Genomic DNA, 15,413 nt, shown 5'->3' with positions numbered 1-15,413 from the left:
CGATGACCGAATCGACCCATGCCGTCACGAACCAGTTCGACGAACTGGTCGACTATAACCTCTTCGCCACCGACATCGCGCTGCGCGAGGCGCTGGCGCGCGCGGGCGCCGGCTGGGCCGTGCCGCAGCTCGACGCGTACGGCGCGCGGCTGGGAAGCGCCGACGCCGCGCGGCTCGCCGACGAAGCAAATCGCCACACGCCGGAACTGAATGCGTTCGACCGGCGCGGCCGGCGCATCGACCGCGTCGACTTCCATCCGGCGTGGCACACGCTGCTCGGCATGTACCGCAACGAAGGCTTCGTGTCGCTCGCGTTCCGCGATCCGCGCGCCGGCCGCTGGGCCGCGACCGCGGCCGCCTTCTACCTGCACGGCCAGATCGAAGCCGGCACGCTGTGCCCGGCGACGATGACGCAGGCCGCGATTCCGGTGCTGCAGAAGGAACCCGCGCTGTGGGATCTGCTGCGCGACAAGCTGTACAGCGACGACTACGATCCGCGCGACGTGCCTGTCGCCGACAAGCGCTCGATCTGGTTCGGCATGGGCATGACCGAGAAACAGGGCGGCTCCGACGTGCGCGCGAACACGACGCTGGCGAGCGCCGTCGGCGCGGGCGGACGCGGCGGCGAATACCGGCTGCGCGGCCACAAGTGGTTTTTCTCCGCGCCGATGTGCGACGCGCACCTGATCGTCGCGCGCACCGAAGCCGGCAGCCCGTCGTGCTTCTACGTGCCGCGCTGGCGGCCCGACGGAACGAAGAACGCGGTCGAGATCCAGCGGTTGAAGAACAAGGTCGGCAACCGCAGCAACTCAAGCAGCGAGATCGAGTTGAACGACGCGTGGGGCATCATGCTCGGCGACGAAGGGCGCGGCATTCCGACCATCATCGAGATGGCCACGTACACGCGGCTGAACTGCGTGCTCGGCAGCGCCGCGATGCTGCGCCAGGGCGTCGTGCAGGCGATCGCGTACACGCGCCAGCGCCATGCGTTCGGCCGCGCGCTCGCCGAGCAGCCGCTGATGCGAACCGTGCTCGCCGATCTCGCGCTCGAAAGCGAGGCCGCGCTCGCGCTCGCGATGCGTCTGGCCGACGCATTCGAGCGCGACGGCTCGCCGCGCGAGCGCGCGTGGAAGCGGATCGTCACGCCCGCCGCGAAATTCTGGGTCTGCAAGCGCGCGGTCGAGCTGACCGGCGAGGTGATGGAAGTGTTCGGCGGCAACGGCTACGTCGACGACGGCCCGATCGCGCGGCTGTTCCGCGAGGCGCCGGTCAATTCGATCTGGGAAGGCTCCGGCAACGTGATGTGCGTCGACGTGCTGCGCGCGGTGTCGCGCGAGCCCGACGCGGCCGCGGCGCTGTTCGCCGAACTGACCGACCTCGGCGCGGGCGAACCGCGCATCCGCACGGCGCTCGATGCGCTGCGCGCGATGCTCGCGGCACCGGCCGATACGCTCGAGGCGTCGGCGCGCGTGTTCGCGCAGCGGCTCGCGCTCGTCGCGCAGGCGTGCCTGCTGCGGCGCGACGCGCCCGCAGCCGTCGCCGACGCGTTCATCGCGACGCGGCTGGCCGCCCCCGACTGGGGCCGCATCGCGGGCGGCTTCGATCCGCATGCGCTCGACGTCGCCGCGCTGCTGCAGCGCGCGTACCCGGCCTGACCTCGCGCCCCATCGCTCAGGAGCCCCGATGAACCTCGTCGCCGCCCTCGACCGCGCCGCCCGGGCGGCGCCCGGCAAGCTGCAGAAGTTCCTGCCGCGCAACCGGCCCGACTAGCGACCCAACAAAAAAGCCACCGGACCGAATGGTCCGATGGCCTCCACACGCAAGCCGGACGACGCAGCGTTGCCGCCGCCCGCAACACGCGCGATGCTTACTTGCCGCCGATGCTCTTCAGCGGCTTCCACTCGCCCTTCTCGACCTTGTACATCGTGATGCCGCCGTTCTTCAGGTCGCCCTTCGCGTCATACGCGACGTGCGACGACGTGACGCCGGCCATGTCGGTCTTCGCGAGCACCGGCAGGTACTTCGCCGGATCGGTCGAATCAGCCTTCTTCATCGCGTTGAGCATCGCCATCGCGCCGTCGTACGCGTACGGCGAGTACGTCTGCACGTCTTCGCCGAAGCGCTTCTTGTACTTTTCGGCGTAGGTCTTGCCGCCCGGCATTTCCTCGAGCGGCAGGCCTGCGAGCGATGCGATCGTGCCATCGGCCGCGTTGCCCGCGATCTTCAGGAACGTCGGCGTCTTCACCATTTCGCCGCTCATCAGCGGTGCGGTGATGCCGAGCGTCTTCATCTGCTTGACCATCGGCGCTGCCTGCGAATCCGCGCCGCCGTAGTAGACGAGGTCCGGCTTCGCCGCCTTCAGCTTGGTCAGGATCGCCTTGAAGTCGACGGCCTTGTCGTTCGTGAATTCACGGTCGACGATCGTCGCGCCGCCGGCCTTCGCGGCCTTCTCGAACTGGTCGGCGAGACCCTGGCCGTAGGCCGTGCGGTCGTCGACGATCGCGATCTTCTTCATGCCGAGATCCTTCGACGCGAAGGTGCCCGCCACCGAGCCCTGCTGCGTGTCGGACGTCATCATGCGGAAGGTCGTCTTGTAACCCTGCTGCGTGTATTCCGGCGCCGTCGCCATCGCGATTTCCGGAATGCCGGCGTTCGCGTAGATGCGCGAAGCCGGAATCGTCGTGCCCGAGTTGAAGTGGCCGAGCATGCCCTTGATGCCGTCGTCGACGAGCTTCTGCGCAACCGTCGTGCCGGTGCGCGGGTCAGCCTGGTCGTCCTGCGTCTCGAGCACGAACTTCACCGCCTTGCCGCCGATCTTCGGGTTGGTCGCGTTGAAGTCTTCCAGCGCGAGCGCGATCCCGTTCTGCATATCCTTGCCGTAGTGAGCCTGGGCGCCCGTCATCGGCCCTGCGTAACCGATCTTCACGTCGTCCGCATGGGCCGTCCCCGCAAGCGACATGACGGCGACGAACGTCGCGCCTGCCAGCTTTTTCATCGTGTGTTGCATAGCATCTCCTTGGTACCAGGGTAAATGGAGCGGCTTCGGGATCGCCTTGCCGCTTCCTTTGTTTGATCCGAACGGCAAGGATGGTCAGCCGATCGTCATCAAATTCGCATTGCCGCCCGCCGCGGCCGTGTTCACGCTCACCGAGCGCTCGGTCAGCAGGCGCTCGAGCGCATAGTCTTCCGCGTCGCCGTTCTCGAACGCGCCCGCCGACACGCCCTGCACCGACACGATCGGGCCCGGCCGCTGCGCGACGTCCTTCACGAGCGTCTGCAATTCGTCGCTGTCGCCTTCGAACAGCACCGCGTCGAACGGCGCGTCGGCCTGCTTGCGCACGGCCGCATGCGGCTTCAGCGCAGCCGGCAGCGCGGCCACCAGCGCCTCGCCCGCCGCACCGGCGAACAACGCGCGGTTGCCCGTCGCCAGCACCGCCGCGAACTGCGCGCGTGCGCCGCCCGGCGTGGCCGCGACACACAGCACCGTGCCGCGCGGGCCGAGTGTATACGTGTTTCGCTCGCCCGTCGGGCCGGTCAGCACGGCGGTCGCACCGGCCGGCACCTGCGCGAGATAGCCGTCGCAGCGTGCGGCCAGCGCCGGCTCGCGCTGCTCGATCAGCCAGTCGCGCAGCGCGGTGAGCGCCGCCGCCGGGTTGCCGCGCTGTTCGCCGTCGACCGCGCCGTCCGCGATCAGCGTCTGCGCGAGCGAACGCGGCAGGCCGGACGGACGCGTCGCGAGCAGGCGCTGCAGGTACAGCGCGCCGCCGGCCTTCGGGCCCGTGCCCGACAGCCCTTCGCCGCCGAACGGCTGCACGCCGACCACCGCGCCAATCACGTTGCGGTTCACGTAGATGTTGCCGACGTGCGCGTTCGAGATCACGTGCGCGATCGTCTCGTCGATCCGCGTGTGGATGCCGAGCGTCAGGCCGTAACCCGTCGCGCGGATCTGCTCGAGCAGCTTGTCGAGTTGGTTGCGGCGATAGCGCACGACGTGCAGCACCGGGCCGAACACTTCGCGCTTCAACTCGTCGATGCTGCCGATCTCGATCAGCGTCGGCGGCACGAACGTGCCGTGCGCGCAGGCTTCCGGCGACGGCAGTTGCGTGACGGCATGGCCCTTCTCCTTCATCGCCGCGACGTGCGCGTCGATCGTCTGCTTCGCTTCGGCGTCGATCACCGGGCCGACGTCGGTCGACAGCCGGTCCGGATTGCCGAGCGCCAGCTCGTGCATCGCGCCCTTGAGCATCGTCAGCGTGCGGTCCGCGACATCGTCCTGCAGACACAGAACGCGCAACGCCGAACACCGTTGACCGGCCGAGTCGAACGACGACTGCATCACGTCCGCGACGACCTGCTCCGCGAGCGCCGACGAGTCGACGATCATCGCGTTCTGGCCGCCCGTTTCCGCGATCAACGGAATCGGCTTGCCGTCCGGATCGAGGCGCGCGGACAGCGTCTTGTTGATCAGGCGCGCGACTTCGGTCGAGCCGGTGAACATCACCGCGCGCGTGCGCGGATCGGCGACCAGCGCCGCGCCGACCGTCTCGCCGGTACCCGGCAGCAGCTGCACCGCGCCGGCGGGCACGCCGGCCTCGCGCAGCAGGCGCACGGCCTGCGCTGCGATCAACGGCGTCTGTTCGGCCGGCTTCGCGAGCACCGTGTTGCCGGCAGCGAGCGCGGCGGCCACCTGGCCCATGAAGATGGCGAGCGGGAAGTTCCACGGGCTGATGCAGACCACAGGGCCGAGCGGACGGTGCGTGTCGTTCGAGAATTCGTCGCGGATCTGCGCCGCGTAGTAGCGCAGGAAGTCGACGGCTTCGCGGATTTCGGCGATCGCGTTCGGCAGCGACTTGCCGGCTTCGCGCACGATCAGGCCCATCAACGTGTGCATCTGCGCTTCGAGCAGGTCGGCCGCGCGCACCAGGCAGTCGGCGCGCGCATCGACCGGCGTCGCCTGCCAGATCGGCGCGGCAGCCACCGCGTGCGCGAGCGCCGCGCTTACGTGTTCGGCCGTCGCTTCGCTGACCGTGCCGACCAGGTCGCGCAGGTCGGCCGGGTTGCGCACGTCGCGCGCCGGGGCATCGGCGAGCGCGTCGTCGGCGAGCATCGGCGCCGCGCGCCACGGATGGTGCGCGCTCGCGAGCAGCGCGGACGACAGCGACGCGAGGCGGTGTTCGTTCGACAGGTCGAGACCCATCGAGTTGGGACGCTCGTCGCCGTACAGATTGCGCGGCAGCGGAATCTTCGCGTGCGGCGCGCCGAGCGGCACGACTTTGGACGCCTCGTCGACCGGATCGGCGACCAGTTCCTTCACCGACACCGTCTTGTCGGCAATGCGGTTCACGAACGACGTGTTCGCGCCGTTCTCCAGCAGGCGGCGCACCAGGTATGCAAGCAGCGTTTCATGCGTGCCGACCGGCGCGTACACGCGGCACGGACGGTTCAGCTTGTCGCGGCCCGTGACTTCTTCGTACAGCGGCTCGCCCATCCCGTGCAGGCACTGGAATTCGTACTGGCCCGGGTAGTAGTTCTGGCCGGCCAGGTGATAGATCGCGGCCAGCGTGTACGCGTTGTGCGTCGCGAACTGCGGATAGACGGCGTCGGGCGCCGCGAGCAGCTTCTTCGCGCACGCGAGGTACGACACGTCCGTGTAGATCTTGCGCGTGTAGACCGGATAGCCTTCGAGGCCGTCGACTTGCGCGCGCTTGATTTCGGTATCCCAGTACGCGCCCTTGACGAGGCGGATCATCAGGCGGTGACGGCTGCGGCGCGCGAGGTCGATCAGGTAGTCGATCACGAACGGGCAGCGCTTCTGGTAGCCCTGCACGACGAAGCCGATGCCGTTCCAGCCCGCGAGTTCCGGATCGAAGCACAGCGCCTCGAGCAGGTCGAGCGACAGTTCGAGACGGTCGGCTTCTTCAGCGTCGATGTTCAGGCCGATGTCGTAACGGCGCGCGAGCAGTGCCAGCGCACGCACGCGCGGCAGCAGCTCGCTCATCGTGCGATCCTGCTGCGAGCGCGAGTAGCGCGCATGGAGCGCCGACAGCTTGATCGAGATGCCCGGGCCTTCGTAGATACCGCGGCCGCCGGCGGCCTTGCCGATCGCGTGAATCGCCTGCTCGTATGACGCGTAGTAGCGCTGCGCGTCCTCTTCGGTCGTCGCCGCTTCGCCGAGCATGTCGTATGAGTAGCGGAAGCCGCGCGCTTCGTACTTGCGGCTGTTCGCGAGCGCTTCTGAAATCGTCTCGCCGGTGACGAACTGCTCGCCCATCAGGCGCATCGCCATGTCGACGCCCTTGCGGATCAGCGGCTCGCCGCCGCGGCCGATCAGGCGCGTGAGCGCCGACGACAGGCCCGCTTCGCTGTTGGTCGTCACGAGCTTGCCGGTGATCATCAGGCCCCAGGTCGCCGCGTTCACGAACAGCGACGGCGCGTGGCCGACGTGCGAACGCCAGTCGCCCTTGCTGATCTTGTCGCGGATCAGCGCATCGCGCGTCGCGCGATCGGGAATGCGCAGCAGCGCTTCGGCCAGACACATCAGCGCGACGCCTTCCTGGCTCGACAGCGAGAACTCGTGAATCAGCCCCTCGACGCCGCCGCCCGAGCTCTTCTCGCGCAGCGCCTCGACGAGCTGCGTCGCGAGCCCCTGCACGTCGGCCTGCAGGTTCGCCGGCAGGCGCGCCTGGCCCAGCAGGAACGGCACGCATTCCGGCTCGGGGCGGCGATACGCGGCCGTGATCGCCGCGCGCAGCACCGATTGAGGCTGTACATTCTGCGCGAACTCGAGGAACGGATGCGGCGAGTTGTCATCGTCGCCGTCCGCCGCCTGGCCGTCGGCAAGCTCCGTCACGCCGCTGCTGCCCGACAGTTCAGGCGGCAGCTGGCCGTGCTCGATCCGCTCGAGATACGCGAAGATCGCCTGCTTGATCAGCCAGTGGGGAGTGCGCTCGAGACGCGCTGCCGCGTCTTTCAGGCGCGAGCGGAGAAGGTCGTCGACTTTGACGCCGAGAGTCGTGCTTGCCATGGTGGGTTCGTGCGCCGGTGCGAGCCCGGCAATGTGGTGTGAGAGGATGCGCGAAATCCTACGGCACGCAATAAAAAGGTGCAACCGAATTGATGGATTGGTTGCACCCTCAAGTTATTCAATATAATCAGCCACTTATGAGGTTGCAACCTAGGGGTTGCCCGTGGTCGGCGGATCGGTGTTTTCCCTGATCGGGACCAGTTGGCGCGCGTGGGCAACCGTCTGCGTGCACCACCGAGGGGAAAAGCGGGTTGCACTGTGCATGGAGGAAGGTCATGCGGGGGTTGCCGCGCTGACCGGGAGGGATTGCGCAGGCGGGTCCGCGGATCCGGCCAGCGCTCGTTTATCGGCGTGCGGCGCGGCCGCCGCGCGCACCGCTCAGATATCCAGCGGATCGACCTCGACGCTCCACCGCAGCACGCCCTTCAGCGCACGCAGCGCCGGCTGCCATGCGCGCAGCGCATGCTGCAGTGCGGCCCGCGACGCGCTTTCGAGCAGCAACTGCGCGCGGTGAACGTTCGCGACCTTGACGATCGTCATCGGCACCGCGTCGTAGACGGTCACGCGATCGGCGCCCGGCAGCCCCGGCAATGCGGCCGCGGCCTGCTGCAGGAATGCGAGCGCCGCATCGAGCGTGCGTCCTTCGGCACGCAGCAGCGCCTGGTAGACGAACGGCGGCAGGTGCGCGTCCCGGCGCTCGCCGAGCGTCGAATTCGCGAAGCCGACGTAATCCTGCCGGCCGAGCGCGTGATACAGCGCGTGACGCGGGTAACGCGTCTGCACGAGCACCTCGCCCGGCAGTCCGGCGCGCCCTGCACGGCCGCTCACCTGCATCAGTTGCGCGAACAGCCGCTCGCTCGCGCGGAAGTCATGCGAGAACAGCGCGGTGTCGGCATTGAGCACGCCGACGAGCGACACGCGCTGGAAGTCGTGCCCCTTCGCGATCATCTGCGTGCCGACCAGGATGTCGACTTCGCCGGCATGCACGTCGGAGAACAGCGCCTGCGCACTGCCCTTGCGCCGCGTACTGTCCGCATCGATCCGCAGGATGCGTGCGCCAGGCACGGCCTCAGCGAGCGCCTCTTCGATGCGTTGGGTGCCGCGCCCGAGCGGCGCGATGTCGACGTTCCCGCATTCCGGGCACGACCGCGGGATGCGTGCTTCCCAGCCGCAGTGATGGCAGCGCAGCGCATGCTCGGGCTTGTGCAGCACGACGTAGGCGCTGCAGCGCGGGCAACCGGCGACCCAGCCGCACGCATCGCACGCGAGCTGTGGCGCGTAACCGCGCCGGTTCAGGAACACGAGGCTCTGTTCGCCGCGCTCGAGCCGCGCCTGCAACGCCGCGACGAGCGGGCCCGACAGCCCGCCCATCGACGCGCGCCCGCGCCGCCGCTCCTCTTCGAGATCGATCAGCCGAACGGTCGGCAGCGTCGCGTCGGCCACCGCGCGGCGCGATAGTGTGAGCCGCGTGTAACGGCCCTGCTCGGCCTGCCACCAGCTCTCGAGCGACGGCGTCGCCGAACCGAGCACGACCGGAATGCCGAGATGCTTCGCGCGCCACACGGCAAGATCGCGCGCCGAATAGCGCAGCCCTTCCTGCTGCTTGTACGCAGGCTCGTGCTCCTCGTCGACGACGATCAGCGCGAGCATCGGCAGCGACGCGAGCACCGCGAGCCGCGTGCCGAGCACGATCCGCGCGCGGCCCGTGTGCGCGGCGAGCCAGTTGCGCGCACGCTCGCCCTCGGCGAGCCCGCTGTGCAGCGTGACGATCGCGTCGTCGGCGAGCGTGCCCGCGAAGCGCGCGCGGAACGCGGCCTCGAACTGCGGTGTCAGGTTGATTTCGGGCACGAGCACGAGCGCCTGCGCATCGGGCCGCGCATCGAGCAACGCGGCGAGCGCATGCAGATAAACCTCGGTCTTGCCGCTGCCGGTCACGCCATGCAGCAGAAACGGCGCGAAACCCTGCGCGGCACGGATCGCGTCGAGCGCCTCCGCCTGCTGGTCGGTGAGCGCCGGCGGCACAGTTCGTCCACTGGTTGTCGACAGGTTATCCACAGCTTTGGACACAGGTGCCTCGGCCCAGCCGATTTCCTCGATGGCGACCCAGCCGCGCGCCGCCCAGTCGTCGAGCGTGGCGGCTGCCTTCGGATGCAACGCACGCGCATCGGGCAACGTCAGCGAATCGGTGTCGGCGAGCGCCTGCGCGAGCCGCCGCATTGCGGCCCCGCGCGCCGGCAGTGCGTCGGGCAGCGCCGCGCGGCCGGATTCGGTCAGCCGGTGCCGCACCTCGGGTGCCAGCAGCCGACCCCAGCGCTGCGCATCACGCAGCGCCTGCGGTAGCGCCGGCAGCGCAACTTCGCCACGGCCGCGCTGGTAGTAGTCGGCCGCGAACGACACGAGCGCGAGCCAATCCGGCGCAAGCGGCGGCAGCTCGGTGCAGATCGCATCGACCGCCCGCAACCGGGACGGCGGCACGTCGGTGTGAGTCGTCACTTCGCAGACGAGGCCGACAACCTGCCGCTTGCCGAACGGCACCTGCACCAAGGTGCCGGGCTCGGGCGCCGGCTGGATGTCGCAGCGATAGTCGAACAGGGTGGCGAGCGGGTGGTCGAGGGCGACCCGCAGGTACGTGCCGTCCATCACTCCGCTCCGGCGACAGCGCGGGGCGCACCGGCGACTGGCACCCCGGTCCGCGCCACGGTGGCGAACTTAAAGTAAAACTTCAGATTCGGCGCTAAGTTTTGGATTCGCATTAGGAATCGCCGTATACCCTGACCAGCCTGTGGATAACTTTGTTGAGAACTCGCCGTTCAACAGCCGCGAAGCGCGCGGGGCCGTGCTTTCCGCCGTTTTCGGACACCGTCGGCCGTGCCCCGCGGAGCCTTATTCCATAAGGCTGCTATTCAAATTACGGAACCATAGCGAGACAATTCGACCGATACAGGGCTCTACCGCGCTGCAACGTGGAAAATGTGTATAAGTCAAGTCTTGACAAGCCTTGAATCGGCATCCGGTGCGGGGTTGCGCCCTGTTTAGTGTCGGCAGCGAAACGCTGCCGCCCCGCAGTGCAACATGACGGCACTTGCGCTCAGCCCGCCGCTCCGCTACGGATCTTGCGGCTGTGGGTGTGCACTTCGTCGACGAGTTCGGCGACGTGGTCCGGCGACGTGAACTGCGAAATGCCGTGACCGAGATTGAATACGTGGCCCGGATGATTGCCGTAGCTGTCGAGCACCGCGCGCGCCTGCTCGCGCACCGCGGCCGGCGGCGCAAACAGGATCGTCGGGTCGAGGTTGCCTTGCAGCGCGACGCGCCCGGCCACGCGTTCGCGCGCGGCGCCGAGGTTGACCGTCCAGTCGAGCCCGACCGCGTCGACGCCCGTTGCCGCGATTTCTTCGAGCCACAGCCCGCCGCCCTTCGTGAACGTGATCACCGGCACGCGCTCGCCGTCGTGCTCGCGCTTCAGCTGCGCGACCACGCGACGGATGTAGTCCAGCGAGAAACGCTGGTATGCGCCGTCGGCCAGCGCGCCGCCCCATGTATCGAAGATCATCACGGCCTGCGCGCCGGCTTCGATCTGCGCGTTCAGGTACGCGGCCACGGCCTGCGCGTTCACGTCGAGGATCCGGTGCATCAGGTCGGGGCGCGAATACGCCATCGACTTCACCGTGCGGAAATCGTCCGACCCGCCGCCCTCGACCATGTAGCACGCGAGCGTCCACGGGCTGCCGGAGAAGCCGATCAACGGCACGCGCTGCCGGCCCTGGCCATCGGTCAGTGCGCGGCGGATCTCGCGCACGGCGCCCGTCACGTAGCCGAGCGTCTCCTCGATGTCCGGCACCGCGAGCTTCGCGACGTCGGCCTCGGTGCGCACCGGATGCGCGAACTTCGGCCCTTCTCCGACCTGGAAGTCGAGACCGAGACCCATCGCGTCGGGAATCGTCAGGATGTCCGAGAACAGGATCGCGGCGTCGAGCGGGAAGCGCTCGAGCGGCTGCAGCGTCACTTCCGTCGCGTAGTCGGGATTTTTCGCGAGGCCAAGGAAGCTGCCGGCGCGCGCGCGCGTCGCGTTGTATTCGGGCAGATAGCGGCCGGCCTGGCGCATCAGCCAGATCGGCGTGTAGTCGGTCGGCTCGCGCAGAAGCGCACGCAGGAAGGTGTCGTTGAGCAGGGTATGGGCCACGGTAGGAGCGACGATGCGAAGGCAAAGCGGCATTTTACCGGAGCGCGGCCGCACGGCTGCGTATGCCGATGCGATGGCGGCCATATGACGCGCGCGATGGCTCCGTTATGATCGGACGCTGATATCGAACCGAACGATGGAGGAGACCGATGAAGACATTCGCCACGCTGGCCACGCTCACCGCTGCCGTGTTCTGCTGCGCCGCCGCGTACGCGCAGGGTACGACCACGACGGCAACGCCGAGCGCAGCGGCCGCCGGCTCGCGGCTCGACGACGTGATCGCGCGCGGCACGCTGCGCGTGTGCACGACGGGCGACTACAAGCCGTATTCGTACTACCGGACGGATGGCCGCTTCGAGGGCATCGACATCGACATGGCCGAATCGCTCGCGAAATCGCTCGGCGTGAAGGCCGATTTCGTGAAGACGAGCTGGTCGAACCTCACCAACGACTTCGTCGCGAAGTGCGACATCGCGGTGGGCGGCGTGTCGACGACGCTCGAGCGCCAGAAGCGCGTGTTCTTCACGCAGCCGTACGTGGTCGATGGCAAGACGCCGATCGTGCGCTGTGCGGACGCCGACAAATACCAGACCGTCGCGCAGATCGACCGGCCCGAAACCCGCGTGATCGTGAACCCCGGCGGCACCAACGAGCGCTTCGCGAAGCAGTTCTTCACCCATGCGAACCTGAGCGTCTATCCGGACAACGTGACGATCTTCAAGCAGATCCTCGCGGGCAAGGCGGACGTGATGGTGACGGATGCGTCCGAGACGCTGCTGCAGCAAAAGCTGAATCCGGGCCTGTGCTCCGTGCATCCGGACAAGCCGTTCCAGTTCGGCGAAAAGGCGTACATGGTGCCGCGCGGGGACGTCGTGTTCCAGCAGTACGTCGATCAATGGCTGCACCTGGCGCTATCGTCCGGCGAATACCAGGCGATCTCCGACAAGTGGTTGAAGTGAGCGTCACCGCGCGCGGAACAGATGGCCGATAACGACACGGCCCCCGTTGCCGACGCGAGCCGGGCGCATCGCCGCTACACACCGCCGTTGCGCCCGGCCGGCGTGAAATCGCGAAACCGGCCGAATGGCCGACTATCGCGCGCGGCAATCACGTTTCAAAATCTTTCCGACGAATGAATCGTCATATGCGGCATCTGCCAAACGATGCACATTCCGGCGTGTAAATCGGCAATTCATCAGCGCCGATACGCATGAAAAACGCATTACGCGCACCCGATGAAAACTCTGCGGAATAGATGGGTAAATATGACCTTTTTCAGGATCCCGAAAACAGCAAAAAATCCCGGAAAGCCTTATCTGGCGGGCGTTACAACCTGAAACACTTTGTTACCGCGACGGCTGATTAATTCGCCCACAATGGCCTCAACGGTTTCAACACGGATGCGGTCTCGTGTGCCAAGTGTGAGCGGACGCGAAGCGCTGCGAGCCAGTCGGTCACGTACCGAAGCCCTTCCGAGGGGCATCCTTGTTGGAGTCGTTTCCGGCTCCCGCCGGACTCGGTTTCATCTTTGGTCTCCTCGCGCTAACCCCGTAGCGTGTGGTTTTTAGCGGGCTAATAAGCCCGCTTTTTTTCGTCCATCGAAAACGCAGCGGCCCGCAGGCCGCAGCGTGAGTCCCGTCGTCGAACCTGCGAACCTGCTCACGCGGTCTTCTGCACGGCGAGCTTCAGTTCTTCGATCATCTGCTGACGCATCACGAACTTCTGCACCTTGCCCGTCACGGTCATCGGCAGCTCGTCGACGAAGCGGATGTAGCGCGGAATCTTGTAGTGCGCGATCTGGCCGTTGCAGAACGCGCGCACGTCGTCCTCCGTCATCTGCTCGCCCGCGCGCAGCACGATCCACGCGCACAGCTCCTCGCCGTATTTCGCATCGGGCACGCCGAACACCTGCGCACTCTGAATCTTCGGATGCCTGAACAGGAATTCCTCGATCTCGCGCGGATACACGTTCTCGCCCCCGCGGATCACCATGTCCTTCAGGCGGCCGACGATGTTGCAGTAGCCGTCGGCGTCGAGCGTCGCGAGGTCGCCCGTATGCATCCACCCGTCGACCAGCACCTCGCGTGTCTTCGCGTCATCGTCCCAGTAGCCGAGCATCACCGAATACCCCTTCGTGCACAGCTCGCCCGTCGCGCCGACCGGCACGATCTCGCCGTTCGGGTCGACGATCTTCACCTCCAGATGCGGCTGGATCCGGCCGACCGTCGTCGTGCGCTTCTCGAGCGGGTCGTCGGTCGAGCTCTGGAACGACACGGGGCTCGTCTCCGTCATTCCGTACGCGATCGTGATCTCCGACAAATGCATCTGCGACACGACGCGCTTCATCGTCTCGATCGGGCACGGCGAGCCGGCCATGATCCCGGTGCGCAGCGTCGACAGGTCGAATTTCGCGAAGTCCGGATGATCGAGTTCCGCGATGAACATCGTCGGCACGCCGTGCAGCGCGGTGCAGCGTTCTTCGGCGACGGCCGCGAGCGTCGCGACCGGATCGAACGCCTCGCCGGGGAACACCATCGCCGCGCCCTTCGACACGCACGCGAGCACGGCCAGCACCATCCCGAAGCAGTGATACAGCGGCACCGGGATGCAAAGCGAATCCTGCTCGCTGAACCGCATCGCCATCGCGATCGAGCGGGCGTTGTTGACGACGTTGCGGTGCGTGAGCGTCGCACCCTTCGGGCTGCCGGTCGTGCCGCTGGTGAACTGGATGTTGATCGGATCGGTGGCCGCCAGCGTCGCGCCGATCGCGTCGAGCCGCGCGACATCGAGCGTGTCGCGGCCGCGCGCCATCACGTCCGCGAAGCGAAACATGCCGGCCGGCGCGACCTCGCCCATCGACACGACCGTGCGCAGGCTCGGCACGCGCGCCGCATGCAGGTCGCCCGGCGTCGCGCTCGCGAGCTCCGGTGCGATGGTCTGCAGCATCTCGACGTACGCGGACGTCTTGAAGCGCTCGGCCGCGATCACGGCCTTGCAGCCGACCTTGTTCAGCGCGTATTCGAGTTCCGCGAGGCGGTAGGCCGGGTTGATGTTGACGAGGATGGCGCCGATGCGCGCGGTCGCGAACTGCGTGAGCAGCCATTCGCTGCGGTTCGGCGACCAGATGCCGACGCAGTCGCCCTTCGCGATCCCGAGCGCGGCGAGGCCCGCCGCGAGCACATCGATCTCGTGCGCGAACGTGCGCCAGTTCCAGCGAATGCCCTGCTCGCGGAACACGACGGCCGGACGATCGGGAAAGCGGCCCGCCGTGTCGAGCAGGAACCGGCCGATCGTCGCTTCGGATAGCGGCACGTCGGTCGCGCCGCGCACGTACGACAGTCCGTTTTCGGGCGCGATCGGCGCCCCCTTGCCAAGGTCTGCTGCCATCGATGTCTCCGTCCGTTTTTGTCTGATCGGCCCGGCGCGCGGCTGACGCGCGCCTGCTCCGCCACGATCGCGGCGGTCTGCCTTTCCGCCGATGATGCCGCGCTCTGCTGACGACACTCTGACATCAAATCGCGGCGGCCGGATGAAATAGCACGACCGGACGATACGGATCCGGGCCGCAAAAAACAGACGAAAACGATGGACGAAAAAAAAGCAGCCCGAAGGCTGCTTTCTTTCGCGGGATACGCGCGCGCGGCTCAGTGCCGGCTGCGAATCTTCGCCAGACGCTGGATCGCCTCGAGCTGCGCCATCGCGGTCGCGAGCTCCGATTGCGCCTTTGCGAGGTCGAGGTCCGACTTCGCGTTCTGCAGCGTTTCCTCGGCACGCTTGCGCGCTTCCTCGGCCTTCGCCGCGTCGAGGTCCTTGCCGCGGATCGCGGTATCGGCGAGCACCGTCACGGCGCCCGGCTGCACTTCGAGAATGCCGCCCGCGACGAACACGAATTCGTCGTTGCCGCCCTCGACTTCGATGCGCACCGCACCCGGACGAATCCGCGTGATCAGCGGCGTGTGACCCGGCAGAATACCCAGCTCACCCGTTTCGCCCGGCAGCGCGACGAATTTCGCCTCGCCCGAGAAGATCTGCTCTTCCGCGCTGACGACGTCTACTTTGATGGTTGCCATATCGACTCCTGTCGACGAACGCACACGCCTGTCGGCGCCTGCGCTCGTCCCATGCACGGCGGGTTGAGCGTATTGCGGTCGGCGCGATGGGCCGGCGCATGAATCACGACTGACTCATGCATCCGGCCGGCACGCG

Annotated in this window: 8 protein-coding genes; 2 read left to right on the top strand and 6 right to left on the bottom strand. The window is 67.5% G+C overall.

What is annotated here, in order from left to right:
* Positions 1–2 precede the first annotated feature (2 nt).
* Positions 3–1,655, top strand: coding sequence for an acyl-CoA dehydrogenase family protein (locus tag WI26_RS00595; RefSeq protein WP_069224975.1), 1,653 nt, complete (start codon positions 3–5; stop codon positions 1,653–1,655).
* Positions 1,656–1,867: 212 nt separating this feature from the next.
* Here WI26_RS00595 and WI26_RS00590 read toward each other — a convergent pair whose 3' ends face one another.
* From WI26_RS00590 to hemE, 4 genes are all read right to left on the bottom strand, one after another.
* Entirely contained in the window at positions 1,868–3,007 is a 1,140-nt protein-coding gene (locus tag WI26_RS00590; RefSeq protein ID WP_059539814.1) for a branched-chain amino acid ABC transporter substrate-binding protein, read from the bottom strand.
* 84 nt (positions 3,008–3,091) lie between these two features.
* Positions 3,092–7,024, bottom strand: a complete 3,933-nt coding sequence (gene putA / locus WI26_RS00585) for a trifunctional transcriptional regulator/proline dehydrogenase/L-glutamate gamma-semialdehyde dehydrogenase (protein WP_069224974.1) — start codon at positions 7,022–7,024, stop codon at positions 3,092–3,094.
* 378 nt (positions 7,025–7,402) lie between these two features.
* Positions 7,403–9,664, bottom strand: a complete 2,262-nt coding sequence (locus WI26_RS00580; RefSeq protein WP_069224973.1) for a primosomal protein N' — start codon at positions 9,662–9,664, stop codon at positions 7,403–7,405.
* 448 nt (positions 9,665–10,112) lie between these two features.
* Positions 10,113–11,207: a uroporphyrinogen decarboxylase gene (gene hemE, locus WI26_RS00575; protein ID WP_311766328.1), complete on the bottom strand. Its 1,095-nt coding sequence runs from the start codon at positions 11,205–11,207 to the stop codon at positions 10,113–10,115.
* A 149-nt stretch (positions 11,208–11,356) separates the two neighbouring features.
* Between hemE and WI26_RS00570 the strand changes: the two genes are divergently transcribed.
* Complete coding sequence (locus WI26_RS00570) at positions 11,357–12,166, top strand: transporter substrate-binding domain-containing protein (RefSeq protein WP_069224972.1); 810 nt, start codon at positions 11,357–11,359, stop codon at positions 12,164–12,166.
* Positions 12,167–12,866: 700 nt separating this feature from the next.
* On the opposite strand, the gene WI26_RS00565 is transcribed toward WI26_RS00570, so the two are convergent.
* Both WI26_RS00565 and WI26_RS00560 read right to left on the bottom strand, forming a co-directional pair.
* A complete protein-coding gene (locus WI26_RS00565; protein ID WP_069224971.1) occupies positions 12,867–14,594 on the bottom strand; it encodes an AMP-binding protein in 1,728 nt (575 codons plus the stop codon).
* Positions 14,595–14,851: 257 nt separating this feature from the next.
* On the bottom strand, positions 14,852–15,277 hold the full coding sequence (locus WI26_RS00560) for a F0F1 ATP synthase subunit epsilon (protein ID WP_006477288.1): 426 nt from the start codon (positions 15,275–15,277) through the stop codon (positions 14,852–14,854).
* Positions 15,278–15,413 lie beyond the last annotated feature (136 nt).

Origin of the sequence: Burkholderia diffusa (genome assembly GCF_001718315.1) — a bacterium.
GTDB classification, from domain to species: domain Bacteria; phylum Pseudomonadota; class Gammaproteobacteria; order Burkholderiales; family Burkholderiaceae; genus Burkholderia; species Burkholderia diffusa_B.
Note: the sequence above shows the minus strand (reverse complement) of the source record. Positions and strands in the feature narration are given on the sequence as shown.

Bases quoted from the DNA above. Each gene is read 5' to 3' on its own strand.
- WI26_RS00570 (WP_069224972.1), top strand. From the start codon at position 11,357: ATGAAGACATTCGCCACGCTGGCCACGCTCACCGCTGCCGTGTTCTGC.
- WI26_RS00560 (WP_006477288.1), bottom strand. From the start codon at position 15,277: ATGGCAACCATCAAAGTAGACGTCGTCAGCGCGGAAGAGCAGATCTTC.
- WI26_RS00590 (WP_059539814.1), bottom strand. From the start codon at position 3,007: ATGCAACACACGATGAAAAAGCTGGCAGGCGCGACGTTCGTCGCCGTC.
- WI26_RS00595 (WP_069224975.1), top strand. From the start codon at position 3: ATGACCGAATCGACCCATGCCGTCACGAACCAGTTCGACGAACTGGTC.
- WI26_RS00580 (WP_069224973.1), bottom strand. From the start codon at position 9,664: ATGGACGGCACGTACCTGCGGGTCGCCCTCGACCACCCGCTCGCCACC.
- putA (WP_069224974.1), bottom strand. From the start codon at position 7,024: ATGGCAAGCACGACTCTCGGCGTCAAAGTCGACGACCTTCTCCGCTCG.
- WI26_RS00565 (WP_069224971.1), bottom strand. From the start codon at position 14,594: ATGGCAGCAGACCTTGGCAAGGGGGCGCCGATCGCGCCCGAAAACGGA.